Origin of the sequence: uncultured Thiohalocapsa sp. (genome assembly GCF_913062725.1) — a bacterium.
Lineage (GTDB): Bacteria > Pseudomonadota > Gammaproteobacteria > Chromatiales > Chromatiaceae > Thiohalocapsa.
On sequence record NZ_CAJXWY010000039.1, the window covers coordinates 1 to 24817 of the forward strand.

General features: G+C 70.1%; 19 protein-coding genes. 11 read left to right on the forward strand and 8 right to left on the reverse strand.

The window, feature by feature from the left end; translation table 11 throughout:
- Positions 1–95: 95 nt before the first annotated feature.
- Positions 96–689 carry a methyltransferase type 12 gene (locus QZ588_RS11715; RefSeq protein WP_295542929.1) on the forward strand — a complete coding sequence of 198 codons (594 nt, stop codon included), beginning with the start codon at positions 96–98 and terminating at the stop codon, positions 687–689.
- Between the two features lie 133 nt (positions 690–822).
- Here the strand turns inward: QZ588_RS11715 and QZ588_RS11720 are convergent, their stop codons facing one another.
- From QZ588_RS11720 to trxA, 3 genes are all read right to left on the reverse strand, one after another.
- Positions 823–2133, reverse strand: coding sequence for a paraquat-inducible protein A (locus tag QZ588_RS11720; RefSeq protein ID WP_295542931.1), 1311 nt, complete (start codon positions 2131–2133; stop codon positions 823–825).
- 24 nt (positions 2134–2157) lie between these two features.
- Positions 2158–3414: a transcription termination factor Rho gene (gene rho / locus QZ588_RS11725; protein ID WP_295542934.1), complete on the reverse strand. Its 1257-nt coding sequence runs from the start codon at positions 3412–3414 to the stop codon at positions 2158–2160.
- 229 nt (positions 3415–3643) lie between these two features.
- Positions 3644–3970, reverse strand: a complete 327-nt coding sequence (gene trxA / locus QZ588_RS11730; RefSeq protein WP_295542936.1) for a thioredoxin TrxA — start codon at positions 3968–3970, stop codon at positions 3644–3646.
- 465 nt (positions 3971–4435) lie between these two features.
- Here trxA and rhlB point away from each other — a divergent pair, with 465 nt between their 5' ends.
- Positions 4436–5944, forward strand: a complete 1509-nt coding sequence (gene rhlB, locus QZ588_RS11735) for an ATP-dependent RNA helicase RhlB (RefSeq protein WP_295542938.1) — start codon at positions 4436–4438, stop codon at positions 5942–5944.
- A gap of 47 nt (positions 5945–5991) precedes the next feature.
- Here the strand turns inward: rhlB and yrfG are convergent, their stop codons facing one another.
- Positions 5992–6678, reverse strand: coding sequence for a GMP/IMP nucleotidase (gene yrfG, locus QZ588_RS11740; RefSeq protein ID WP_295542983.1), 687 nt, complete (start codon positions 6676–6678; stop codon positions 5992–5994).
- Between the two features lie 103 nt (positions 6679–6781).
- On the opposite strand from yrfG, the gene nudE reads away from it, so the two are divergent.
- Both nudE and QZ588_RS11750 read left to right on the forward strand, forming a co-directional pair.
- A complete protein-coding gene (nudE, locus tag QZ588_RS11745) occupies positions 6782–7348 on the forward strand; it encodes an ADP compounds hydrolase NudE (protein WP_295542939.1) in 567 nt (188 codons plus the stop codon).
- A gap of 55 nt (positions 7349–7403) precedes the next feature.
- Positions 7404–8525 (forward strand): thioredoxin fold domain-containing protein, encoded by a 1122-nt coding sequence (locus tag QZ588_RS11750; protein WP_295542941.1) that lies wholly within the window; start codon positions 7404–7406, stop codon positions 8523–8525.
- Between the two features lie 72 nt (positions 8526–8597).
- On the opposite strand, the gene QZ588_RS11755 is transcribed toward QZ588_RS11750, so the two are convergent.
- The gene (locus QZ588_RS11755; protein ID WP_295542944.1) at positions 8598–9473 is read right to left on the reverse strand and encodes a DUF6279 family lipoprotein; all 876 of its coding nucleotides are present in this window, start codon (positions 9471–9473) and stop codon (positions 8598–8600) included.
- Between the two features lie 303 nt (positions 9474–9776).
- Between QZ588_RS11755 and QZ588_RS11760 the strand changes: the two genes are divergently transcribed.
- The 6 genes from QZ588_RS11760 (at position 9777) to QZ588_RS11785 (ending at position 13951) form a co-directional block, all read left to right on the forward strand.
- Complete coding sequence (locus QZ588_RS11760) at positions 9777–10169, forward strand: thiol-disulfide oxidoreductase DCC family protein (RefSeq protein ID WP_295542945.1); 393 nt, start codon at positions 9777–9779, stop codon at positions 10167–10169.
- Positions 10170–10343: 174 nt separating this feature from the next.
- Complete coding sequence (locus QZ588_RS11765) at positions 10344–10712, forward strand: hydrogenase maturation nickel metallochaperone HypA (protein WP_295542947.1); 369 nt, start codon at positions 10344–10346, stop codon at positions 10710–10712.
- A 157-nt stretch (positions 10713–10869) separates the two neighbouring features.
- Complete coding sequence (gene hypB / locus QZ588_RS11770) at positions 10870–11805, forward strand: hydrogenase nickel incorporation protein HypB (protein WP_295542949.1); 936 nt, start codon at positions 10870–10872, stop codon at positions 11803–11805.
- Between the two features lie 168 nt (positions 11806–11973).
- Positions 11974–12450: a hypothetical protein gene (locus QZ588_RS11775; protein WP_295542985.1), complete on the forward strand. Its 477-nt coding sequence runs from the start codon at positions 11974–11976 to the stop codon at positions 12448–12450.
- Positions 12450–13025: a DUF302 domain-containing protein gene (locus QZ588_RS11780; protein WP_295542951.1), complete on the forward strand. Its 576-nt coding sequence runs from the start codon at positions 12450–12452 to the stop codon at positions 13023–13025. The genes QZ588_RS11775 and QZ588_RS11780 overlap by 1 nt, the downstream gene beginning before the upstream one ends.
- Before the next feature lie 584 nt (positions 13026–13609).
- A complete protein-coding gene (locus QZ588_RS11785) occupies positions 13610–13951 on the forward strand; it encodes a TusE/DsrC/DsvC family sulfur relay protein (RefSeq protein WP_295542953.1) in 342 nt (113 codons plus the stop codon).
- Positions 13952–14079: 128 nt separating this feature from the next.
- Here the strand turns inward: QZ588_RS11785 and QZ588_RS11790 are convergent, their stop codons facing one another.
- The 3 genes from QZ588_RS11790 to QZ588_RS11800 form a co-directional block, all read right to left on the reverse strand.
- Positions 14080–16503 (reverse strand): penicillin acylase family protein, encoded by a 2424-nt coding sequence (locus QZ588_RS11790; protein WP_295542955.1) that lies wholly within the window; start codon positions 16501–16503, stop codon positions 14080–14082.
- Between the two features lie 4 nt (positions 16504–16507).
- A complete protein-coding gene (locus QZ588_RS11795) occupies positions 16508–17686 on the reverse strand; it encodes a BPSS1780 family membrane protein (protein WP_295542957.1) in 1179 nt (392 codons plus the stop codon).
- A gap of 69 nt (positions 17687–17755) precedes the next feature.
- Positions 17756–19648, reverse strand: coding sequence for a hypothetical protein (locus QZ588_RS11800; protein ID WP_295542959.1), 1893 nt, complete (start codon positions 19646–19648; stop codon positions 17756–17758).
- 162 nt (positions 19649–19810) lie between these two features.
- Here QZ588_RS11800 and QZ588_RS11805 point away from each other — a divergent pair, with 162 nt between their 5' ends.
- Positions 19811–24808 (forward strand): AAA family ATPase, encoded by a 4998-nt coding sequence (locus QZ588_RS11805; protein WP_295542961.1) that lies wholly within the window; start codon positions 19811–19813, stop codon positions 24806–24808.
- Positions 24809–24817 lie beyond the last annotated feature (9 nt).

Here is a 24817-nt window from a genome sequence, read left to right on the forward strand (position 1 = left end):
AAAGGTTTCCACGTGCTTACGTCATGTCAGCATGTTTCCCCCTCTTCCAGGCTTTGCCTGGCGCAATAAGCGTTCAGTTGCAGGAAAGCCTTCGCATGACAACGAATCCATCTCTGCGCAAGCGCCCTAACGGCCATCTCCTGTTCGCGCAGCAGTTCTTCCGGCACCCGCGCCAGATCGGCTCGATCATCCCCAGCTCCGGCTTTCTGGAGCGTCGCGTCATCGCCGCCGCCGACATTGCCGCCGCCCGCTGCGTCGTCGAGCTTGGCCCCGGCACCGGCGGCATGACTCAGGCCATGCTCGGCGCCCTGGCGCCGGATGCACGGCTGCTGAGCATCGAGATCAATCCGTTGTTCCACGAGCAAGTGAGCCGCATCGAAGACGAACGGCTCATCGCCCACCTCGGCAGCGCCACCGATGTTCGAGCGATCGTGACGTCCCACGGGCTCGCCGCGCCGGATGCCATCGTCTCGGGCATCCCCTTCTCCACCATGAGTGCGGCGATCGGCTCGCAGATTCTCGCCGAAGTCGCCGCCGTGCTCGCCGATACCGGGCGCTTCGTCGCCTATCAGTTCAATCCCCGTGTCGGGGCCTTGGCCCAGCCCGTGCTGGGCACACCGCAGGTGGCCATGGAACTGCGCAATATCCCGCCGATGCGGGTGTTTCGCTGGGCGAAATCCCAGGCTTGAGGGCGCGGCCCTTTGGCGCGCCTGTGCGCGCACACGCGGCGCCGGGCATCGTGCCCGCGCAGCGGGCGGCGGCGATGCCCGGCGCCGGGCGCACACCAAGCTGGGCGCACACCAAGCCGGGCGCATACCAAGCTCAGCGCGGGCGTTTTCCCACGCGCGCCTCCAGCAGCGCCGATAACACCAGGCTCGCCAGCACGAAGGCCAGGAACAGGTAGAAGCCCGGCCGCAGCTCGGTGCCGTTGGTGGTGATGACATCGACGCCGCGGCCGCCGCCGGCCATGGCCGCGAGCTGGCTCTCCACCAAGCCGCTGAAGCCCACATAGGCCATGAGCATGGCCACCACCAGCACGTCGGCCATGGACCATTTGCCGGAGCGCAGGGCAAAGAACTCGATCAGGCCGTTGCCGCGCAGCCCGCGCCAGTCCAGGTAGTAAACAAAGCCGGCCAGCACCTTGAGCAACGGAAACACCAGGCTGAACAGCGTGATCAGCACGGCGACGAAGCGCATGTCCCAGGCACCGGTATCCACGAGTACGCCGACGACGTCGAGGATGCTCTTGCTCTGGAAGTAGAGCACCTGGTCGGAGAACACGATGGGCTCGCCGAGCAGGACGAAGCGCAGCTCTGTAATGCGCGCCTCCACGTCGATCATGGGCGTGATGACGCCACCCGTGAGCAGCACCAGGCTGCCCGCGGTGAGCATGACCATGACCTCGGGCCTGAGGTGCGGGCGCTCGCGCCAGGCGACGAAGCACATGGTCGCCACGGCGATCAGTGCCCCCGCGGTGAAGGGCCGTGCACGTGCCCGCAGCGTGGCGATGTCGGTGCGCAGCTGCGACTCGCAGGCGGCGGCGTCGGCGCAGCCGTGGCGGGCGAGGACGGCGTTGTAGGCGCTGAAGTCCGTGGCCGTGAACGTGGCGTCCGCCGCGGCATCGAGCGCCGCCAGCAGGCGGTCTTTGAGCTCGGCGCGGGTTTGCGGGCGATTGAGCTCGGCGATGACGGCGTCCGCGTACCTGGGCACTTGGGCGCGCAGCTCGTTGAAGTCGACGAGGAAATCCTGTACGCCCTGGCGCAGTGTCCCGCCCAGGCGCTCCCAGACGTTGTCGCCGGCGCTGTTGCGCCGGCGCAGATAATCCTCCAGCTCCACTAAGATACGCTCGAGGGCAATCTCGAGGTTGCGCTTGATGGCCGGACGATTGGCCTCGGTCACCTCGAAGGTGTCGATCTTGTGCGCCAGCAGCGACGACACCCGCGCCATCCAGGCCTCGGCATTGAGCAGCCCGTAGCGGACGTCGTGCAGCTCGGCGAGGTCGGTTTCCAGCCGCTGGATACGGCGCAGATCGGCCGTGGCCTGGGCGGCGAGCAAGGCCGCCGCGAGCAGCAGCAGCCCGAGCGAGAGGGCGGCGGCGAGCCTGGCGGTGGCCGGGGGCAGGCTGGCACGCATGGCGACGGTCTCGCCGGCGCAGGCTCAGCCCTTCATGGAGTCGAAGAACTCGCTGTTGGTCTTGGTGTGCTTGAGCTTGTCGAGCAGGAATTCCACCGCCGCCAGCTCGTCCATGGGATGCAGGATCTTGCGCAGGATCCACACCTTTTGCAGATCCGCCGGCTTCATCAGTAGTTCCTCGCGGCGGGTGCCGGAGCGGTTGATGTTGATGGACGGGAAAATGCGCTTCTCGGCGATGCGCCGATCCAGGTGGATCTCCATGTTGCCGGTGCCCTTGAACTCCTCGTAGATGACGTCGTCCATGCGCGAGCCCGTCTCCACCAGGGCGGTGGCGATGATGGTGAGCGAGCCGCCCTCTTCGACGTTGCGCGCGGCGCCGAAGAAGCGCTTCGGCCGCTGCAGGGCATTGGCGTCGACGCCGCCGGTGAGCACCTTGCCGGAGGAGGGCACCACGGTGTTGTAGGCGCGCGCCAGGCGGGTGATGCTGTCCAGCAGCACGACGACGTCGTTGTTGTGCTCCACCAGCCGCTTGGCCTTCTCGATGACCATCTCCGCCACCTGCACATGGCGCGTGGCGGGCTCGTCGAAGGTGGATGACACCACCTCGCCGCGCACCGAGCGGGCCATCTCCGTGACCTCCTCGGGGCGCTCGTCGATGAGCAGGACGATGAGGTAGACGTCCGGGTAGTTGTGCGCGATGGACTGGGCCACGTTCTGCAGCATCATGGTCTTGCCCGCCTTGGGCGGGGAGACGATGAGCCCGCGCTGGCCCTTGCCGATGGGGGCGACCAGGTCGATGATGCGCGCCGTGAGGTCTTCCGTGCTGCCGTTGCCGATCTCCAGCTGCATGCGCTGCTGGGCGAACAGCGGTGTGAAATTCTCGAACAGGATCTTGTGCTTCGCGGCTTCCGGGCGCTCGAAATTGATGTCGCCCACCTTCAGCAGCGCAAAGTAGCGCTCGCCGTCCTTGGGCGGGCGGATCTTGCCGGAAATGGTGTCGCCGGTGCGCAGCGCGAAGCGCCGGATCTGGCTCGGCGACACATAGATGTCGTCCGGTCCCGCCAGATAGGAGGCATCCGCCGAGCGCAGGAAGCCGAAGCCGTCGGAGAGGATCTCCAGCACACCGTCGCCGTAGATATCCTCGCCGCGCTTGGCGCGTGCCTTCAGGATCGCGAAGATCAGATCCTGCTTGCGTGAGCGGCCGATGCCCTCGAGTTCCATGGACTGCGCCAGCTCCACCAATTGGGGAACCGGCATCTTCTTGAGCTCTGTGAGATTCATTGCGTCGTGTGTGATGGCGATGGGCCGCCGGTTGGTCGGCGCCGGGCGGGTGGGCGCCGGTGGTGACGATGCCGCGGCTGCGGTGCGCGGCGGCTGGACCGGCGGTGGCGGGATGATTGGCTGTCCTACCTGAGCGCCCGGGGATGGCGCCGGGCGGGGCTCCTGAAGCTTCGGCGGCCGTGCCCCAGCGGGGCGACGACCACGGCGGTCGGCGGGGCCGCCGGCCGGCTCAGAGATTACTGTCGATGAAGACGGTCAGCTGCGACTTGGATACGGCGCCGACCTTGGTGGCCTCGGGCTCACCACCCTTGAACAGCATCAGGGTCGGGATGCCGCGCACCTTGAAGCGTTCGGTGATGGCGCGGTTCTGGTCGATGTCGAGCTTTGCGACCTTGATCTTGCCGGCGTACTCCTCGGCGATCTCCTCCAGCAGCGGGGCGATCATTTTGCAGGGAGCACACCAGTTGGCCCAATAGTCCACCAGGACGGGCTCGGTGGAGTTGAGCACCTCCTCTTCGAAGGTGTCGTCCGTCACTTGCAGGATACGATCGGTCACGTCTGGTCTGTCTCCGCTCGGGTGAAGGGTTGGGGCGGGCGGCGTCACGGATGGGTGTCTGCATTGCGCGTCGTCGTGGGCGCGTGGTGGCGATGTGCGCATCGCAGACGCCTGGCGCCAAGGCTGGTTGCGCTTGCCCGTGTTTGAGCTTGCAGGGCTGCCGGGCCGTCTCGCTGCCTGAAATTCAACCGCTGCCGGTGCAACTCGTGCGGCGACTGCGGCGTGGGTCAGGGGGGAGGTCGGGCGGATTGGCGTTGTTATCGCCCTGAAGGTTAAGATGCTATTTGAGCCAAAGATGTCAAGATTTGCAACCCCTCCCGGCACGTCGGCCCGGACCGCCGACGCCAACCGCGTCACGATGCGTCGTCGCAGCCGACCGGCTGACGTGCCCGTGGCCCGCCGAGCCCGCGCCTGAGCGCGCGCTCGCCACCCGCCGGAGAGCTCGGCCCAACGCCCCAGGATTCCATGCCCCAGACACACCTCACCGACGTTCGCTTCGACCATTTCGATCTCGATCCCCGTATCCTACAAGGACTCGCCGACGCGGGCTTCAGTCATTGCACGCCGATCCAGGCGCAGACTCTCCCGCTGGCGCTGGCCGGTCAGGACGTCGCCGGGCAGGCGCAAACCGGCACCGGCAAGACCGCGGCCTTTCTGGTGGCGGGCATGCAGCATCTGCTGACGCATCCGCCCGCCGGGGCGCGTGAGGGACCACAGCAGCCACGCATCGTCATCCTCGCCCCCACCCGCGAGCTGGCGGTGCAGATTCATAAGGATGCGGCAGTCATCAACAAGCACACCGGCTTCAGGCTCGGCCTCGTCTACGGCGGCACCGGTTACCAGCAACAGCGCGAGGCCATCGCCGCCGGCGTGGACATCCTCATCGGCACGCCGGGGCGGCTGATCGACTACTTCAAGCAGCGGGTCTTCAACTTCAACGCCGTGCAGGTGGTGGTGCTGGACGAGGCGGACCGCATGTTCGACCTCGGCTTCATCAAGGACATTCGGTTCGTGCTGCGCCGGCTGCCGAGTCCGGCGCAGCGCCTGGGGATGCTGTTCTCGGCGACCCTGTCCTACCGGGTCATGGAGCTCGCTTACGAGCACATGAACGACCCGCACATGGTGGAGATCGCCCCGGAGCAGGTCACCGCCGACCGGGTGCGACAGACCTGCTACATGGTTGCCAACGACGAAAAGATCCCGCTGCTGCTGGGGCTGGTGCGGCTCGAAGGCGCGCGCATCATGGTCTTCGTCAACACCAAGCGCGAGGGCGAGCGCGTTTGGGGCTATCTCGAGGGCAACGGCGTGCATGCGGCCATGCTCTCCGGCGACGTGCCGCAGAAGAAGCGCCTGAAGCTGCTGGCCCAATTCAAGTCCGGCGAGCTGCCCGTCATGGTGGCCACGGACGTTGCCGCCCGCGGACTGCATATTCCCGGCGTCTCCCACGTCATCAACTACGATCTGCCCGACGACGCCGAGGACTATGTGCACCGCATCGGCCGCACCGCCCGCGCCGGCGAGGCCGGCGACGCCATCAGCTTCGTCTGTGAGCGCTACGCCTTCTGCCTGCCCGACATCGAAGCCTACATCGGCATGAAGATTCCCGTGGCCGAGATCACCGCGGACATGCTCGCCGAGGTGGACCCGAAGAGCCGGGTGCCTGCGCCGCGGCGGCCGCGGGATGGGCGCGGCGAAGGTCGCGGTGGCCGGCGCGATCAAGGCGGCAACGCCCGTCGGGGCGGTGGCGCGCGCGCACGCGCGAAGCCCGGCGGCGATCAGGCCGGTCCCCGGACTGGCCACCACAGTGGCGCCGACGCGGCATCCGCACCACCATTGGCACAAGAGGCGGCACAAGAGGCGGCGGGCCAGGCGGATGGCAATGGCGCGCCAGCGCCGGCCGATGCGCGGGCCAGGCCCAAGCAACGGCGTCGGCGGCGGCGCAAGCCGGCCGCGGATCCGGCGCCCACGGCCTGAGCGGGGCGCGTGCGCCGTCGCGGTTTGTGCCGCGCGGCGGCGGGCGCTCAGCGCAGCTGCGGCAGGATCTGCGAGAAGCGCGCGATGGCCGGAAAATCCCGAACATCCCGCGCCGGCACCCGCGAGTCCGGTGCGCTCACCGCCAGCAGCCAGTGGAAGCCGTAGTCGCGGGCGGCGTGCAGGACCTCCAGATTGTCATCCACGAAAAGCGTCCGCTGTGGGTCGAAGGGCTCGATCGCCTGCACCCGCGCCCAGAAGCCCGGCGCCTCCTTGGCCAGCCGCAGGTCATGCGCGCAGATCACCCGTTCCAGGCGATCCCCGAGGCGGGTGCGCCGAAACTTGAGATCGATGGATTTCTGGTGGGCATTGGTCACCAGCACCCGGCGCTTGCCGCAATTGCCGAGGGCGTCGAGGAACTCCGCCACGAAGGGATGCGCAGCGATCAGATGCTCCACCTCGGCCTTCAGCAGCGCAATGTCCAGACCCAGTTCCCGGCTCCAGTGGTCGATGCAATACCAGTCCAACGTGCCCTGGATACGGCGATACTTGGGCAGCAGCGTATCCTTGGCCTCGGCCAGGCTGACCCCGATGTGCTCGGCATAGCGCCTGGGGACGTGCTCCAGCCAAAAATGGTTGTCGTAGTGCAGATCCAGCAGCGTGCCGTCCATGTCCAGGAAGACCGTGTCGATGGCGGCCCAGTCGAGCTGCGGGGCCTGGTCGTGGGGCTGGGACATGCTGGCGGCCCGGCGGCGGTTGGTGGTCTGCGCAATGCCGTGCAGCATACCCGACCCCGCTCACCACGCGCAGCACCCAACGGACTGCGGAGGCATTGAGCCCATGAACAGACAAAAACCGCGGGTCCTGGCCCGCCGACTCGCGGCCCGCTCCCGCATCTTCCGCGTGGAAGCCGTGGATCTTGAGTTCGCCAACGGCGAGCGTCGCACCTTCGAGCGCATCCTCGGCGGCAACGACTCGGTCATGATCGTCCCCGTGGACGCCGACCAGAACCTACTCCTCGCGCGCGAGTATGCCGCTGGCAGCGATGACTACCAGCTCGGTTTTCCAAAGGGCGTGGTGGACGCCGGTGAAGACATCCATGCCGCCGCCGGGCGTGAGCTGCGCGAGGAGCTCGGTCTCGCCGCCAGGCGCCTGGACACGGTGCACCGGGTGAGCGTGGTGCCCGGCTATATGCAGCACGGCAGCCGCATCGTGCTGGCGCGCGACCTCTACCCCGACCCGCTGCCCGGCGACGAGCCCGAGCCCATCGAGGTCCTGCCCTGGCCGCTGGCGGATGGCGACGGTTTGCTGGAGCGGCCCGATTTCACCGAGGCGCGCTCCATCGCCGCGTTATTTCTGGTGCGCCGCTTCCTGGCGCGCGAACGCCGGGTGTCGGGGGCCGGTTGACCACCGCGATCGGTGCCGGCCGCCCGACCCGGGCCCTGACCTTTGAGGTAACAGTATGATCCGCGAGCTCAGGCGCCGGCATCGGTGCCGTCACAGCCTCGGTGGCCCGGGCGGCCGGACCGGCAGCCCGGCGGTGCTTTCGGTGCTCGGCCCGGTCGTCGGTCTGGCCATCGGGCTGATGACAGGCGCCACCGCCGCGCTCGGTGCGCCCGCCGCCGGCGTCGATGCGGACGTCACCACGGCGCTCGGCGCGGACGATTTCCCGCGCGAGCAGCCGCTGGCGTATCCCGCGTGGTTCAAGGAGCCCTTCCTCAACCTGCGCGACGATCATGCCGAGGCCGTCGCCGCGGGCAAGGACCTGGTGGTCTACTTCGGCCAGCGCCGCTGCGCCTACTGCCACAAGCTCATGGATGTGAACTTCGGCGCACCGGACATCGTCGATTACACCCGTGCGCACTTCGACATCGTGCCCGTGGACATCTGGGGTGTCGCCGAGGTGACCGACCTGGCCGGCAACAAGCTGACCGAGCGCGACTTCGCCCTGCGGGAGGAAACCAACTTCACGCCCTCGCTGGTGTTCTACGACGCACAAGGGCGCGAGGCCCTGCGCCTGCGCGGCTACTATCCGCCGTATCAATTTCGCGCCGCACTGGAGTATGTGGCCGATGACCATTACCAGCGCGAGTCCTTCCGCGACTACCTGGCCCGCGGCGACAACCGCATGGTGTTCGGGCCCGCCGATTTGAACGACCAGGACTTCTTCGAAGCACCGCCCTACAATCTCGATCGCTCCGGCGTGCCGAGCGATCGCCCGCTGGCGGTGTTCTTCGAGCAGGGCGACTGCCACGCCTGCGACGTCCTGCACGGCCAGGCCCTGGAGGAGGTGGAGTTGCAGCGCCAGTTCGGCGAGCTCGACAGCGTGCAGCTGGACATCTGGTCCGACACACCGGTGGTGACACCACAAGGGGAGCGCACGACGGCCCGGGACTGGGCCCGGGATCTCGGCCTGTTCTATACACCCTCGCTGCTCTTCTTCGACGAGCACGGCCGGGAGATCCTGCGTGTGGATTCGGTGGTCGGCTTCTATCGCCTGCGCAACGTGCTCAACTACATCAGTAACAAGGCCTATCTCGACGAGCCCAATTATCAGCGTTGGCGCTTGTCACGGGCATTCTGAGGGTGCGAGCGCCTGCGCCGGATGGGGGCAGCCGGCACGCTTGACCGACCGGCGGCACGCGATGGTGCGGCCTCAACAGGCCACGGGTGCCAGGTGCGGGTCGCGCTGTAAGCGCAGGAAGTCGCGCCGCAACCCCGTCAGCCGATCGATCAGCCGTCGGCGCTGGGTGTCGGTAAAGGTGGCGTCGAGGCGCACCAGCAACTCGGTGACGCCGCTGCGCAGTTGCGCCTGGCTGCGCGCCAGCGCCGCTGGCATGTCGCTGTAGTCCACCAGCCAGTCGACCAGGAAGGCCTCGATCTGCGCCGGCGCGGCGTCCCGGCGCAGCAGGGCGATGAGCTCGCGGCGCTTGCGGTCCCGATAGGCATACCAGACGTCGGTCTCAGGCAGGTCGGCGACCACGGCGCCGACGATGCGGCGCTGGTTCGCGTCCAGCTCGCCGAGCCACCAGCGCAGGTTGTCGGCATAGCGCTCCACCCGTTTGGCGACGCGTTCCGCCTCGGGGCGGGCGCCGGCATCCGCATCCTCCTGCGCCTCTTCGCGAAAGCGCTGCGTCAGGGCCTGGATCTGCGATTGCTCCAAATCCGCGAGCAGCGGTGCCGCGGTGGCCGCCGCGAGCGTGAAATGGCGGCGGTAGATGCGCTCGAACTGGTCCAGCAGACAGTGCACATCCTCGCGGGTGAAGCCCTTGCGGGCATCGTTCTGCGCGCTGTCGAAAAAGGCCGCAAGATACGGCAGCTCCGCCTGACGGTGCGTGGCCAGCGCCGCCCTCAGGGTTGGCGACCAGCGCTCCATCTGGGTGCTATCCAGCCCGAGATAGTCGTCGGCATAGCGCTCGATGAAAAAATCCGCGGTGTTGTACGCAAGCTGCATGGTCGAGCAGCCGGCCGCCAGCAGCGCGGCGGCGGCCGCCGCGAGCAGGCGCAATCGCAATGGGGCGGATGAGAGCATGGTTGCGGGCATTCCCGTCGTCGACCGCGGTTGTGCGGCCCTCGCTGAGCGCAATATAACAAGCACCCACAGGGCATCGCAGGTGGCGATCCCATCACATGCAGCGATGCGCGTCGCTCCACCGCCCATCGCCGCCGGCCGGGCCGCGGCTACAACGCCATGCGCGGCGCCGGCGGTCTCACCGCCGCGGTGATGGCCCCGGGGCGCGTCGCGGTGGGTGATCGCCTGGTGCCACCGGCGCCCGATGCCGCCGAAACCCACCGACCCCGACAGCCATGAGCACAGACCACAGGAGCCAACCGCATGAGCCCTTCCGCGGATAGCGCACTCACCACCTTCTACGACGGCGGCTGTCCGCTCTGTAGCAAGGAGATTGCGCACTACCGGCGCCTCGACCGTGCCGGTCGGGTGCGCTGGGTGGACATCACCCGAGACACCCACGCCCTGGCCGCCGTCGGCCTGGATCAGGCCACCGCCATGCGCCGCCTGCACGTGTGCGATGCCACGGGCCAGCTCGTGCAGGGCGTGCCCGCGTTCGTCGCCATCTGGCGCCAGCTGCCGGGCTACCGGCTGCTGGCGCGCGTGGTCACCGCATTACGGCTCACCGGCGTTCTCGACGCGGCTTACCGGCGCTTTGCGGACTGGCGCTTCGAGCGCCGCTGCCGCGACGGCAGCTGCCGCATCTCCGGGGGCTGAGGCTCACGCTTATCGCCGTATCACCCGCCCGCATGTGTGCGCCCCCATCGCTCGGCCGCCCCGATGCCGCCGCCGGCAATCCAGCCCTCGCAGCCATGTACGCCGCGGGTCCACGTCTGTGGGCTACGCGGCGACGACGCGAGCGTCCAGTGAACGCCGCCGCGGGCGTGTGCCATGCATGAGCTCTCGGTGTGCCAATCGCTGCTGGATCAGGTGCAGCGCATCGCCGCCGATCACGGCGCCGATCGGGTGGAGCACATCCGGCTGCGCATCGGTCCGCTGTCGGGCGTGGACGCGCAGCTGTTGCGCAACGCCTATCCGCTGGCGGCCGCCGGCACCATCGCCGAGGGGGTGGTGCTCGACATCGAGCCGGCACCGGTGCGGGTGCACTGCACGACCTGCGGCGCCGAAACCGAGGCGACGCCGAACCGCCTGCTCTGCGGCGCCTGCGGCGACTGGCACACCCGCCTCGTGAGCGGTGACGAAATGCTGCTGGTGAATCTGGAACTGCGCGTGCCCGATGATGCGGGCACCGGCCGCTAGAGGCCCGGCGCCGGTCGCCGGCCATCGGCAAACGCCGATCCCGATGCCGCCTCGCCCGAGCAGGCGGGCGTGCGCTCCGCGCCCCAAACAGGGTCAAATCGGCCATCGGCGCTGCTATAGTCTCGCATTGAACCTGCCGTCAATCCGGAGCTGATTCATGTGTGACACCTGTGGCTGCAACGTCACGTCCGGCAACGAGCACCTCGTGCGTCCCGGCGGTAAGCATGCCGAGACCGCCTCGGGCCGTGCCGCGGTGGAGGTCTTGCAGAGCCTGCTCGGCGAGAACGACCATCAAGCGGCGCATAACCGCGCGCACTTCGATGCCCGTGGCATCCTCGCCGTCAACCTGATGTCCTCGCCGGGGGCCGGCAAGACCAGTCTGCTGGAAGCCACCATCGACGCGCTGGGGCGCGAGCTGCGCATCGCCGTCATCGAAGGCGACCTGGAAACCGAGAACGACGCCGAGCGCATCCGCGCGAAGGGGGTCGCGGCCATCCAGATCGCCACCGGCAGTGCCTGCCATCTGGACGCGCACATGGTGCACGACGCACTGCATCGGCTGGATCTGACCGGGGTCGACATCCTGTTTATCGAGAACGTCGGCAATCTGGTCTGTCCGGCGAGCTTCGACCTTGGCCATCATCGCAACGTCACCCTGCTGTCGGTGCCCGAGGGCGATGACAAGCCGGCCAAGTACCCGGTGATGTTCCGCGCCGCCGACTTGGTGCTGCTCACCAAAGCGGATCTGCTGCCGGTGCTGGACGACTTCGATGCGGCCCGGGCCGAGCGCTATCTGCGCGATCTCGGCACCGCCGCGCCCTTACTGTCGCTCAGCGCCCGCCGCGACGACGCGCATCTGGGCCCCTGGCTCGATTGGCTGCGCGCCGAGCTCGCCGCGCAGCGCGAGCGGGTGGCGAGCGGCGCCACCGGGCGCCCGGCGCTGCAGCCCGACGGCGCGCTGCTGCACGGCGGTCATGCCGGGCACGGGCACGGGCCTGCGGCCGGCGAGCCCCCTGCATCGCAGGATCATGGCCACCACCACGGCCATACCCATGCCCATGGCGCTGGCGAACGGCGTCGGGCAGAGCCGTGAGCGGGCGCTGAAGCCCCCAGCCTGTAGTATGCTTGCCCCGCGGTAACAGGCGGCGCAGATCGCCCCGCAACGGACACATCCGCAGCCTTGCGCTCTGCGGGTCCAGTCCATTGCAGCACCGCGCCGACAACCATCCATCATCGATTCTGGAGGATGCCCAACGTGGCTATGCAAGCCCGCACCGTAATCCGCACCGTGGGCCTCGTGTCTGCGCTGCTGCTCGCACCCGCCGTGCAGGCGGTCGGCTTTGGCGACATGTTCAACCCGGGCCGTTGGTTCGGCGGCGACAACGAGGACTACTACTACGACGAAGGTCCCTACGGCCCCTATGGCCCCTACGGCCCCTATGGCGGCTATGGTGCGCCCGGCTACGGCGCCCCCTATGGTGCACCGGGCTATGGCGCGCCGGGCTACGGCTACCCGCCGGCACCCGGCTATGCGCCGGGATACGCCGCGCCGGCCGCACCCGGCACCTCAAGTGCGCCCGCTACGACAGGCGATGACGCAAAAGAGCGCGAGATCGAAGCCCTCAAGCGCCGTATCGAGCAGCTGGAGAGTCGCCAAAGCGCCCCCGCGCCGGCCCCGGGCGGCGCCGGCGATGCCTGGCCCTCAGCGCCCGCCTTCCGGCCCATGGACCAATACTGATGACCCCAATACTGCTGCTTTCCCAACCGCTGGCCGCGGCAATGGCCGGCCGCCGGGCCCGGCCCGCCGCGGCGATCACCGCCCGGGCAGCCCGGCGCCTGCCGCCCCTCCTGCGTGCTTTCCTGTTCTCGCTGGTCGCGATGCTGATGGTCGCCGGCCCGGCGCAGGCCGACGATGGCTACGCCGTGTATCAAAGCGACAGCAGCTTCGAAGACGTCATCGACGGTCTCAAGCTCGCGATCCAGGAGCGCGGCATGTACATCAACAATGTCATGCACTTGGACGAGATGCTGGAGCGCACGGGCCAGGACCTCGGCATGGCGGAGACGATTTACACCCATGCCCACTCCATCGAGTTCTGCAGCGCCGTGCTGTCGCGCAGGATGACGTCCGAGGATCCCACCCGTATCGTCAACTGTCCCTTCATCATCGCTGTCTATACGCTGCCGAGTGAGCCCGAGACCACCTATGTGGTGCACCGGCGCATCCCCGCCGAGGAAATCGAAGCGAGTCCCATCATGGGCGAGGTCGCCGCCATGCTCGAGGGCGTCGCCGAGGGTGCCGTCAGCTGGTAGACCGATGCGCCACGCGCCCGCGCAAGGTCTTTTGCGCGGCGCGCTTTCCCCTCGCCTCGGGCGCGGCCCCCGTTTCGGCTCCATCGCCAGCGCCCCAGGCGCCGCCAGACCCAGCCCCGCTGAGCGTGCCGGGCTCCTGACCGTCGGTCTCCCCCGGGTCTCCCCCGAGGTCTCGCAGGCCCGGGCCGGCGGCCGGTGGCCGGCTGTGCCTACACCCCCTTAGGCTTCACCACCGCACCCCGGCGGCCGAGATCCCCGCCCGCCGTCACCCCGCCCGCGAAAGCTCGCGCCGGCCATCGGCGTATGCCGGGGGAGGCCCGTGTCCCCACGCCATCCAGGCGGCTTTCGGCGATCGACACCGGCGTCCGCACCAGGGCGCCGCAGCGCAAAGATCAGCCGCGACTTGATCCAGGTCTAGTCTCCGGGCCCAGGCGACCCGGGCCTTGAACTATATTTCCTTGACAGGTGATGAATCACCTGTTCCACGATTTTCAAATCTTCTAATAAGCCAATCGAGACCACTCGCCCGGCGCAATGTCGGGCCACACCCTCATCGACCACCCGCGGGTGGAGGAGAGCACCGTATGACCGCCGTACAGATCGCTGGCCGCGAGGTCCACTTCAACAAAAAGGGCCTCTTGGCGAGCTTCCTGGACTGGGACAACGACCTCGCGGAGGCGCTGGCCGCCCAAGAGGGCCTCGCGCTCACCGACTGCCACTGGAGTGTCATCAACTTTCTGCGCGAATACTATGCCTTCCACGAGATGCCGCCGTCGCCGAAGGTGATCATCCGCAGCATCGGTCACGAGGTCTCGCGGCACAGCCCCTGCACCCGCAAGAATCTGGAGGGCCTCTTCCCCGGCGGTGGCTGCAAGCAGGCCTGTCGTATCGCCGGTCTGCCCGCCTACTACTGTCACGCCTGCTGAGGGACGCCGGGGGCGCCGGGCTTCAGGCACCAGCCTGAGACAGTCCAGGCGCACCGCCCGCGCCGCGACGATGCGGGCGGTCACCGCGGACAGCCCCCCAAATCCAGACGGCGCGCGCCGCGTCGGGATCAATCCGCAGCCGCGGGCAAGAGCTGCAGCGTGCGCTGCGCCGTGCCGGGCGCCGGCCCGTGCCAGGGCCAGACGTGGCCGTCGACGCCGAGCCAATCGTCGAGTTGGTCGGTGCGGTAGCGCGAGAACCGATGCCCGGATTGACCGAGCGGCAGGCTGCCACGGGTGGCGGACCAGTCGGTGGGTGTGTACACCACGCGCACCGAGGGGATGTAGCCGATGCGCTGGGGTGCCAGCACCGAGGCGTTGGCGACGTTGACCGTGGCATTATCACCGCCAATGCCGATGGGGCCGACGCTGAACAGGCGCCCGAGCCAGGGCCGGGCGGCGAAGGCATGGCGGAAGGTGACTCCCCGGAGCCGATCCAGCCGCTGGGATCCTGCGGGCAACAGCGCATCCAGGCGTGCGCGCGCCGCCAGCAGCGCCTCGCGCCAGACATGGGCCGGTCCCTCTTGCAGCTGCGGCGTTTGCGTATCATCCCAGAAGCTCGAGGATGCGCTCCGCAGGGCTTCATCCAACGGCCCGTAGGTGCTGGCGTCGAGCTGCATCAGCATGCGCAGATCGTCGCCGAGCTCATCGCCATAGAGGGCCTGATAAAGCGCCGGCAGCAGGAGTCCGAACAGGGCGCCGGCGCGGCTGTCGGGCGAGAAGTCGCCGCGCCAGTGCAGCAAGTCCTCTTCGGCGATGCGGGCGGCCTCGGGGTCCAGTGCCCGCAGCGCCGGCAGCGTTCGGCGCAACGCGTCCATGAACACCTGCGCGCGCAGGCTCTCGCGGTCCGCCTGCATGCGGGCCAGGGCGGGGGCATCCGGCGCATCGGCGGCGTCCAGCAGCGCGTGGATGCGCGCCGCCCGGTACGGCGGCAGCCAGCTGTGGCCGACAGCACCCGCCGTGAGCAGCGGCACGCTGCGATTGTTGGCATTCACCAGGCGGCCATCGGTGGGGTTGGTCGCCCCCGGATTGGCGGCGAACGGCTGCCAGCCCTGCCAGCCGTAGCCGGGCTCCCATCCCGGCATGGGCAGCATGCCGCTGCCGCGTCCGCGTTGGGGCAGGGTGCCCGTCACCTGCCAGCCGATATCGCCGTTGCGATGGGCGATGACCAGGTTCTGCGAGACGTGGCGCAGGTCGGCGCCGGCGGCCCGGGCCTCGGCGATGGTAGTTGCGGTGTTGAGCCGCCACAGGCCCGCCAGCGCCCGCTCCGGCAACTCCAGGTTGCGGCGCAGTGCGAGCGCATCGCCGACGTGTACCGTCGGCAAGCCCAGCGGATTGTCCGGGCCGATGACGGCGTCGATGAGCACGCCGTGGCTGGAGCTGCGGATGTGCAGCGGCTCGGGCGCAGCGCGGTCCTTCACGGGGATGTGCTCCGTGCGTACGCGCAGCCGCTCCCAGCCGTCCGCCCGCCGCACGGCCTGGCCGCTGGCATCCAGTTGCTCCACGAAGAGGTCCTGGGTGTCCGCCGTGACCGTGGTCATGCCCCAGGCCAGGTCGTCGTTGTGACCCAGCAGCACCAAAGGCACTCCGGGCAGGGCAAGCCCGGCCACATGCAGGCCCGGGGCGATCAGCTCCAGCTCGTACCAGATGGCCGGCATGGATGGCTCCAGGTGCGGGTCGTTGGCGAGCAGGGCGGTACCGTCGCCGGTACGTCCGCCGTTGATGGCCCAGATGTTGCTGGCGCCACCCCGCAGCATGGGCGCGATGGGCAGCCGTTGCGCGATCGCCGGCGCATCCGGCGCTGTCCGGGCCAGGGCGCGATAGTCCGGCAGCTCATGGGCCGTGCGCGGCGCCGCCACGCCCACATCCACCGGAAAGAGCTCCAGCGCCCTGGCGTTGCCGAGGCGGGCGGCCAACTTGAGGAACGATAATTCCTCGCGCAGATTGACGCTGTTGATCCAGGCCATGTACTCGCCGATGACCAGGCTGTCCTCGGGGCGCCAACGGGCGGGGGCAAAGCCGGCGACGAGGTACTCCAGCGGCAGCCGGCCGGCCGCTTGGTCGATATAGGCATTGACGCCGTCGGCGTAGCGCAGCAACAAACGCTGATATGCGGGCTCCAGCGCCGCGTAACCCTCACGCGCAGCCAGCGGCAGCCCCATGGTCCGATAGAAGCGATCCGCCGGCAGTGCGCCCGCCCCGAAGACCTCCGCCAGGCGCCCGCCGGCGAGTCGGCGCAGCAGGTCCATCTGCCACATGCGCTCGGCCGCCACCATGTAGCCCTGGGCGAAGAGCGCATCGGCCACCGAATCGGCCGCGATGGTGGGCACCGCATGCGGCCCGAAGGTGAGGGTCACCGGTGCCCCCAGACCCGCCAGCGCCAGCGTGCCGTCGTATTGCGGCTCGGCGCGCTTGCCGAGCCAGAAGATCGTGCCCGTCGCCGCGGCGGCGCACAGCAGCAGGACGCTTAGCCCGAGCAGCAGCCAGCGACGCATGGCATCAGCCGGCGTGGCGGAAAATGTCCCGATAGCCGGTGTACTGCGAGAGCATGGTCACGGCGACGAAACTCAGCAACACCGGCACCATCACCACAAGGACAAGAAAACCGCCGACCCCCGCCGCCGGACCCAGCACGATACCGCCGAGCAGGGCCACCAGGCCCACGGCCATGGAGAAGACCACTACGATGCCAAGCAGGGACACGCCATAGATCAGGAAGGGGACGAGATTGATCCAGCAACCGCGGAAGCTCGCCCGCATGGCCTCCACGGCGCTCAGGTGCTCCAGCATCACCAGCGCCGGCGCGAACCAATACGCCATCAGCAGCGGAATCAGCAACGCCAGCACCAGCAGGAAGAGCAGGGTCAGCATGCCGGGCGCCAACGCCATGGCGGCGGCCTCCGGATCGCCACCCGACATGGCTTCCAGCCCGGCCGGGGTGATGGCGCCGATGGCGACGGCGATGAGCCCGGCGGCGAGCATCACCACCGCCAGACCCAACAGATAGAGCACGCCCACCAGGCCGAGCTGTATGGCGGGCCCGGAGAAGCCGTCGAGCACCATACCGGCGCGGACGCTGCCGTGGCGATCCAGCGAGCGGGCACCGGCCATGATGCCGCCGCCGAAGATGGGGCCCAGCAAAAAGCCCACCAGGCTCCCAACCAGGGGCACCAGGCCCACCACGAAGTTGATGAGATAGATGACGGCGACGGCCCCGAGCCAGGCGCCGGGGCGGCTGCGAAAGAGGGCATAGGCATCCTTCAGCCACAGCCATCCGTGTCCGGGCGACAGCGATTGCGGTGTGGCCAGGGGCCCGTCGTCCTCAGCCGGCGGCGTCAGATCCGCCTGCGGCGGTGCGTAGGGATCGATGCCCGCCGCCGGTGCCGCAGGCCCCGCCGCGTCGGTTGCGGTCGGGGCGTCGGCCCCGGCGCCGCCTTGGGTGGGGGCGGCGGGCTCGATGCGTATCTCCAGGCCGATGTCCTCCAGCACCTCGCGGTAGCGCTCGGCGTTGCTGTCGTCCACCTCGTGCTTGAGCACATGCTCGCGCGCGTCCAGGATCAGCCGCCGCGCCTGCTCCTGCGGCAATTTGAAGACGCTGGCGAAGTCCTGCGCCGCCTGCTCGGCATCGATGCCGGGCTTGAGCCGGCCGGTGAACACCACCTGGTGGAATGCGCTCATGTCGGGTCTCCAAGTTGTTCGCAATCGGCGGCGCGCCTGCATCCGGCGATGCACGCGCGCCGGCCATCCTCAGGCGGTGAGCTTCTTCATCCAGGCCAGCAGCCCCGGCTCCGCCGCCCAGACATCGCGCATGGCCTGGCGGTAGAGCCAGGCCTGGTCATCGCCGCCGGTGACGAAGCCGTTTTGGTGCAGGCGCGGGCGGCGCACGCGCTTGCGCAGCAAAAACCGCGGCACCCGCGGCAGGCGGTCCACGGCCTCGTGCAGCACCAGCGCGGCGCGCTCCTGGTGACCCAGGCGGTACAGCGCCAGCACTTCGCCGTAGGCGGTGTCCGCCAGTGCATCGGTGGGGAAGCGCCGCGCCAGCGCCAGAGCCTTCTCATCCTCGCGCACGCGCAGGTAATGATTCATCAATTCGGCGCGTACGCCATGATTGTCACGCGGATTGAGCGCCAGCAGCAGCTCCGCCAGCGCCACGGCGGGACCGTGCGCCTCGGCATCCGCGTGCTGGCGCCAGCGTCGGAACAGCAGCCGCAGCGCCGGGCGGTTGCGCGGATCGGTCCACGGCAGCGCCGCCGGCTCGGGCCCCAGGCCGTGGCGCAGGATGGCCTCCGCACGCTCGAAGATCGGATCGAGCATGACCCGCGCCACCCAGGGCAGGCTGCTTTCGGGATGGCAGTACAGGGCGGTGGCGACGTCGTCGAGGATGTCCAGGCTGTCGGCGGCGGCCGGATGGGCCTCCAGGAAGTCGAGCCAGTCGTTGCGCAGCCAAACCTGCTCGTGCTCGCTGTCCGCCAGTAGTGTGGACAGGGGCTTGGGGGCGGCGAACACCTGGTGCCAGCGTCGCTCCAGATCGGCCAGTGTGCGTGCCGGCGCCAGCGCGCGGCAACGGCCATCGGCGAAGGCGGGGGGCAGCGGCAACAGCTCCGGATCGAACAGCGGTAGTTGACGGGAGTCGCTGCAGCTCAGCGGATCATCGATGGCCTCGAGACGCAGCGTCGGCAGCGCCCGCCCGGCGAAGCCCGCGAGCCAGTCGCGCAGGCGCAGCAGCGCCGGGTCCATGGCCGACGCCTGACTCATCATCAGGGCTTGCTGTGGGTCCTCGCGCGCGCGGGCCAGAAACTCCTGGATGCCGGCGTTGTCGTGGCCGGCGCGGCGCAGCTTGTGCTGCCAGAACTGGGCGCGGGCACGGGCGTGGTCGTCCTGGTGGCGGGCGGCCAGCAGCGTGATCTCCAGCAATGCGGTGCCGGGGTGATCCGGTCCGTGGCGCTGGGCCTGGGCGAAGGCGTCGGTGGCGTACTCGAAATCGCCGTCGTCGATGAACATGACGCTCAGGCGCTGCCAGGCGGCGGACTTCAGGCTCGGCGCCGCATCGTCTGTGATGCGCAGCAGGAAGGCCTGTTTCTTCTTCCAGTGGTCCAGGGCGTCGTAGGCATCGCAGAGGATGTCGAGCGCCGGCTCGAAGGCGTCGTCGAGGTTGGCAAGATCGCCGGCGAACAGCGGCTCGAGCAGCGCCACGGCGCGCCCGGGGCGCTCCAGGGCCAGCCAGCGATCCGCCACCTTGGCGAGCAGCGGCTCGGGCACCGCGCCGCTTTGCACCGCGGCCTGCAGCCGGCCCTCGCCGAGCTGGTCCAGCAGCGGCTCCCAGAGGATCTCCGCCGGCACGTCCGGTACCTCGCCGGCGGCCTGGCAGCAGTCGCCGTAGGCGGCGCCGGAGCCGCAACGGCAGGGCTCCGCGGGCTCCGGCTCGGCCATGGGGCTTGGGCGGAAGCCGAGATCCGGGCGCGGCATGGCGTTCCAGATGGCCTGGGCCAGGAGCGCCGACAGGCGACGGGCATCGTCGCCGTCGAGGGCGTCGACGCCGATCAGGGCATCCGGAATCCGCTGCCGGCCCCAGCGCAGAAAGCGCTCGGGGTCAGGGTCGCGGAGGATGGTGTCGACCGCTTCGCTGAGGAGCTGGTCCATGCTCAAGGGTTCCAACTGCGGGTGCTGTGTCATACCGTCCCCCGTATGGCTGGTTTGCCGCCTGGTCGGCCGGTTGTGCCGATTGTACCGCGACGGCCGCGCTCGCTGTCGAGCAGGAGCCACCGGCGGCGCGTGCGGCCATGGCATGGGTATGATGGGTCCATGTCCGAGCTCCGCCTGCGCCAGGCCCCCCACGAGCCACCCATGAATCAACGAGCGCGCGATGAGCGCATCCGCATCTTCGTCTCCTCGCCGGCGGACGTGGAGCACGAGCGCGCGGCGGTCAAGGACATCGTCGAGCGGCTGGGGCGCGAATATCTCCCCTATTTTCGGCTCCAGGCCGTGCTTTGGGAGGAAGAGGCGCTGACCGCCGACCGCACCTTCCAGGCCGGGCTCACCCAGCCCGAGGACTGTGACATCGTGCTGGTGATCCTGTGGACGCGGCTCGGCTCGCCGTTGCCGCAGGAGCCCTACCAGGGCATGACCGGCACCGAGTGGGAGTTCATCAACGCCGTCGAGGCGTCCGCGCGCAGCGGCAGTCCGGAGGTTCTGGTCTACAAAAAGACGGCGCCGCGGCTGGTGGACATCACCGATGCCGCCACCGCCCGCGAGGCGGTCGAGGACCGGCGCCGGCTGGATGCCTTCTTCCAGACCCACTTCTTCAACGAAGACAAAAGCTTCCGGCGCGCATTCCGGGTTTTCGACGGCGATGCGGCCTTCCGCGAGCTGGTGGAGACCCAGCTGCGCAAGCTGCTGAACCGGCGCATCAGCGCCGAGCGCCGCGCCGCCACCGGTCACGGCCACTGGCAGGGCAGCCCCTACCGCGCCGACAGGCCCTTCGAGATCGGCGACGAGCGCGTCTTCACCGGCCGCGAGCAGGAGATCCGCGAACTGCTGAGACGCCTGGAGCAGCGCGCCCCGGGCCGCGCCGGCGTGCTTCTGCTGAGCGGGCCGAGCGGCAGCGGCAAGACCTCGCTGCTGCGCGCCGGGCTGGTGCCGCGGCTCACCCGGCCGTTCTTGTTCGAGCACATCGCCACCGTGCGCTGCGCCCTGGTGGACCCGATGGGCGACGGCGCGACGCCGCTGGCGGCGCTGGCGGCGCGGCTCTGCGCCGCCGACGTGCTCGGGGCGCCGCTGGCGGGCTTCGGGCTCGGCGCCGAGGCCATGGCGCGCCTGCTGGCGACGGCGCCGGAGGTGGCGGCACGGCAGCTGGCCAGTGCCCTCGGGCAGCTCGCCCGGGGCGGCGATGCCGAGGCGCAGGCGCGCCTGGCGGTGATCCTGGACCCGCTGGACCCGGTGCTGCACGACGATGCGGCGGCGCTGGACACCCTGCTGACGGCGGTGCGCGGGCTCGCCGTGCACCCCGCCATCTGGGCCATCGTCGCACTGCGCAGCGATGCCCTGCCGCGCTTGGTGCCGGCGGCGGGGCGATTGTTGGACCCGGAGCGCACGCCGGGCGAGCAATGGCTGGCCCTGGAGCCGCCGCCGGCGGCGCGCATCCGCCAGGTGATCGAGATCCCGGCGCGGGTGGCCGGTGTCGAGCTGGACGGCGTCGGCGAGGGCCGCGGGGTGGTGGAGCATGTGGAGGCGGAGGCCGCCGGTCTGCGCGCCTGGGCGCCGCCGGTGCAGGCGCTGATGGCGGCGGCCTATCAGCGTGCCGAGGCCGTCGCCGCCGGCACCGGCGAGCTGCGTCTGACGGCGGCGCAGATACAAGCCGCAGGCGGAGTACGCGGCATCGTGCTCGCCCGCGCCGACGCCGTTTGGGCGGCCCTGGATGCGCCAGCCCGGGCCGCACTGCCGCGCCTGTGCCGGGCACTGATGAGCGTCGATGGCGCCGGCGGCGGCCGCGCCGAGCCGCGCCGCGGCGACCTGGAGCTGCTGCGCGCGGCGCCGGACTGCCGCCGCCTGGTGGATGCCCTGGTGGACGCGCGGCTGCTGATCGCCGAGGGCATCGAAGACCCGGTGCTGCTGACCCGCTGCACAGCGCCGGACCTGCGCCTGTGGACCCTGCTGCGTGGGGTCTGGCGTCAGGGCTGGAGCGAGTGGGGCCAGCGCTGGCGGCGGCGTCGCCGCGGTAGCACGCCGACGGCGACCGCCAGCAGCGCGAGCGCGCCGCGGCAGACGGCGGCGCCGGATGGCGCCGCGGCGGATGACACCGTCGAGACAGCGGCGGCCCCCGGGCAGGCCGCAGCGGCCACCACCGATGCCACGGCGCCGGGTGCGCCATGGGGCGCGCAGTGGCGGGCCCTGCGTGCGGTGGCGACCTTCGCGCATCCGGCGCTGCTGACGGACTGGGCGCCGGTGCGCGACTGGCTGGCGCAGCCCGCCAACCGCCGCGATCTGGCGCTGCGCGCGCAGCTGAGCCGACAGGCGCGACTCTACAAGCGCACCGATTGCAACCGCGAGTATCTCTACCGCGAAAGCGGCTACGCCGCGGCCCGTGCCTTCGCCGACGCCTATGACGACGAGCTGGAGCCGGCGGAGCATGACTTCCTGGCCGCCTCCGCCGCCAACCTGACGTTCATGCGCCGACGCAACCGGCTGGTGCGCATCACGGGACTGGTGCTGGTGGTGCTGTTGCTGGGGGCCGTGCTCGCCGCCGGCCTCGCCTGGCAGGCCTCGCGCACCGCCCGCACCAACCTGCACAAGAGCCTGCTGAAAGAGGCGGAGCTGCACATCGCCCGCGGCAACACGCCCCGGGCGGTCATCAACGCCATCGATGCCAGCGTGGATCTGCCGGAGCAGTCGGTGCGCAAGCTGAGCCTGGCCTTCAATGTCAATCGTCTGCTGGCCATGGCGCCGTCGGCGGGACCGGCGCCGGAGAGCGTGCGTATCCCGGGCTTCAACGCCGACGGCACCTGGCTGGCGAGCATGACGCCGGACCAGGGGCCGGTGCTCTGGCGGCTGGGCCAGGGGCGGTTCGTCGCCGACCGCGATCTCGGTGCTGAGGACTTGGGCGTGCACACCCTGGTGATCGGCGCTGACGAGCAGGTCATCGGCATCGGCACCGACGGCGTTTGGCGGCTGCCGGCCGGGTCGGATGCGCAACCGCTCTATCCCTGCGGCACCCAGCCCGGCAGCGCCTTCGCCCAGAGCCCGGACCGGCGCCTGCTCGCCCTGGCCGTGCCCGACGATCGGGGCCACGAGGGCATCTGCGTGCTGGATCTGAGCCTGCCCGGCCAGGTGCTGCTGCAGCGCACCCTCGCCGAAGGCGAGCTGCGCGGGCTCACCTTCGGCCCCCGCGGCGAGCGCCTGCTCACCGCCTCCGCCGCCGGGCGCACCCACATGTTCGACATGGATGCGGGACGCCGGCTGCTGTCGTTGCCGGCGGACGGGCCCCTGGGGCGGCCCTTCAACATCGCCGTGTTCGACGCCGACGGCGCGCGCATCGCCATCGCCGCCGCCGACGAGCGCGTGCGCCTGTATCGGGCCGACGGCACGCCCGCGGGCGAGCTGGCGAACAGTGTCATCGGCGGCGCCGAGGTGAAGGTGCACCGCACCTCGGTGCGGGACGTGGCGTTTGCACCGGACGGCGACTTCCTGGTGGCGGTGGACGATGAGGGACAGGTGGTGCGCTGGTTCATCGGCACCAGCGGCACCAGCGGCACCGGCCCGGCCCGGGCGGTGGTGCTCGGCAGCCACGACCTCAGCGTCAGCAACGTGGCCATCGCCGCGGCACCGGTGGCCTCCCTCGCCGGCCAGCATCTGGTGCTCACCACCTCCCTCGACCACACCGCCCGACTGTGGAGCCTGGAGACCGGCAAGCCCGTGGCAGTCCTGGGCCACGACGGTGCCGTCTCCGCCGGCTATTTCCTGGCCGATGGCGGTCGGCTCGCCACCTTCTCCGTGCGCGACGGCACGGTGCGGTTGTGGAGCGTGGACCCGGTGACCCGCCTCGGCTTCGAGCTGCGCCACCCGGACCACGTTTGGGATCTGGATATGGCCGATGCCCCGGAGGCACTGGCACCCAATGGCAAGGCGTTGCTGCTGGCCACCGCCGGCTACGACGGCGGCGTGCGCGTCTGGCGCTACGAGCGCACCGCCGAGCGCCCGGCGCCCACCGCGCTGCGAGCGCTCGCGGCCCATCGCGCACGCGTGCGCCAGGTGCGCTTCGATGCCTCCGGGCGGCTGCTGGCGTCGGCCGCCTACGACGGCACCGCGCGGGTGGAAGATCTGGTGACCGAACAGTCCTGCACCCTCAGCGCCGCCGAAGCGCCTGACGGTGCGGTCTACAACGCACTGTTCGGCCCACAGTCACGCTGGCTGCTGACCACCTCGAACGACCCGGCGGCGCCGGTGCGGCTGTTCGCGCTGCCCGCCTGCAAGCCGTTGGCAACCGCGCCGGCGCTGCCCCACGGCGAGGCGGCGGTGGCGGCGGCGGCGGTGCGCGGGCTCGGCGCCGATACGCTGGTGGCCACCGGCGATGATGCCGGCAGCGTCCGGCTGTTCCGGCGCGATGCCGCCGGCGCCTGGCACACGGGCTGCACGCTGGCCGCCGGCGTCGGCGCCATCGGCGACATCGCCGTCGGCGCCGCCGGCCGGCTTGCGGCCGTCGCCGGCGCCGACACCCGGGTGGCGCTGCTCGACCTGGACCCCGAGGCCGGCGCGTGCAGTCTGCGCGGCTACCTGGACGGCCATACCGAGCGCGTCTACAGCGTCGCCATCGCCCCGGACAGTGCCCAGGTGGTCACAGCATCGCTGGACAAGACCGCCCGGGTCTGGAGCATCGACGGGCGCGCGCTGTCGGTGCTCGCCGGCCATCAGGACCGCATCTACCGCACCGCATTCAGCCCGGACGGGCGCTGGCTGCTGACGGCGTCCCGCGACGGCAGCATTCGCCTCTGGCGGGCACCGCGGGCCGGCCTCAGAGACGGCGCCGAGGCGCCGGTGCAGCAGGACTTCCTGCCCCTGCGCGCCAGTCTCGGCGGCGTGGCCGCGGCGGTGTTCAGCCCGGACGGGCGCTACATCGCCGGCGCCTACTGGGAGAACGCCGCCATGCTCTGGCGCCTTTGGCGCGACGGCAGCGATGTATCGCGGACCATGCGCCGGCGCTGGGGCGAGGACCGCGCGGGGCTGGCGCTGATTCGCGAGGCCTACCGCTTCCGCGACGACACGGCCATCGTCAACGCGGCGGCGGCGCGCGAGGATGCCGCGGATTAGCCCGCCCCC